The sequence below is a fragment of the Micromonospora sonneratiae genome (assembly GCF_042679305.1).
In the GTDB taxonomy this organism is placed as follows: domain Bacteria; phylum Actinomycetota; class Actinomycetes; order Mycobacteriales; family Micromonosporaceae; genus Micromonospora_H; species Micromonospora_H sonneratiae.
This window is the reverse complement of record NZ_JBHTMP010000164.1, coordinates 1-1208: the sequence shown is the minus strand read 5'-3', so window position 1 is coordinate 1208 and position 1208 is coordinate 1. Positions and strand designations below refer to the sequence as shown.

Here is a 1208-nt window from a genome sequence, read left to right as displayed (position 1 = left end):
CTAGTGCCTCGTCTTTGAACGTTGATCGTGTAATCCGTCGGTTCTGAGGATCCGTAAGGCAGGCTGTCTCCCAGCGCTTGAGGCTGTGGGAGGTGGTGCCGGGTGGGTAGACGCCCGGAAGTGTTCGTCCGGCAGGTGTCGATGGCCGAGGGCCAGCGGTTACAGCGGATCACCCGCACGGCGAAGGACCCGGTGAAGCTGCGCCGGGCGATCGTGGTCCTGATGTCCGCCCAGGGCCAGCCGGCCCCGGACATCGCCCACCTGCTGAAGGCCAGCGAGGACTACGTCCGCGACGTGATCCACGCGTTCAACGAGCGGGGGTTCACCGCACTCGACCCAAAATGGAGCGGGGGCGCACCGAGACGGATCGATGAGCAGACCCGCGACTGGATCTGCGTCATCGCCCGGTGCGACCCCCGCTTCCTCGGCCAGCCGTTCTCCTGCTGGTCGCTTGCCAAGCTGCGCGACTACCTGATCGAGGCCGGCTACGCGACAGCGATCAGCGTCGAGACGATCCGGCGGATCCTGCATGAGCGCGGGGTGTCGTGGCAGGCCACGAAGACGTGGAAGGCCAGCACAGACCCGGACTTCACCACGAAGATGCGCCGGGTCCTGGACCTCTACGACCACCCACCCGCCGACGGCCGGGTGATCTGCGTGGACGAGTTCGGGCCGCTAAACCTGCAACCCCGTCCCGGCCGGACCTGGCGCCCGCAGGGACAGCCGGTCCGGCTGAGGGCCACCTACACCCGCGGCCAGGGCGTCCGCCACATGATCGCCGCCCTCGACCTGGCCACCGGCAAGCTGCACTACCGCATCCGCGACCGGAAACGCTGGCGCGAGTTCCTGGCCTTCCTCAAGACCCTGCGCCGCCGCTGGCCCAACCAGCGCCTCTACCTCATCCTGGACAACTTCTCCCCACACAAACACCCCGAGGTCCGCGCCTGGTGCGCCGCCAACCAGGCGGAGCTGGTGTTCCTACCGACCTACACGTCGTGGCTGAACTGGATCGAAGCCGAGTTCGCCGCAGTACGCTACTTCGCCCTCAACGGCACCGACCACCGCAGCCACGCCGAACAGGACACCGCCATCGGCGACTACATCCGCTGGCGCAACCAACGAGCCCAACCGAAATCAGGATTCGCGATCAACTCCAAGATCCGGCATCCGGATTACCCATTCAAGGCTGCATGACGGGGCACTAGTTC

General features: G+C 66.6%; 1 protein-coding gene. It reads left to right on the top strand.

The genetic code is table 11. From position 1 onward, the window contains the following. Window positions 1–102 precede the first annotated feature (102 nt). Window positions 103–1194: an IS630 family transposase gene (locus ACFQ4H_RS34805; RefSeq protein WP_377579536.1), complete on the top strand. Its 1092-nt coding sequence runs from the start codon at window positions 103–105 to the stop codon at window positions 1192–1194. The last annotated feature ends 14 nt before the right edge of the window (window positions 1195–1208 follow it).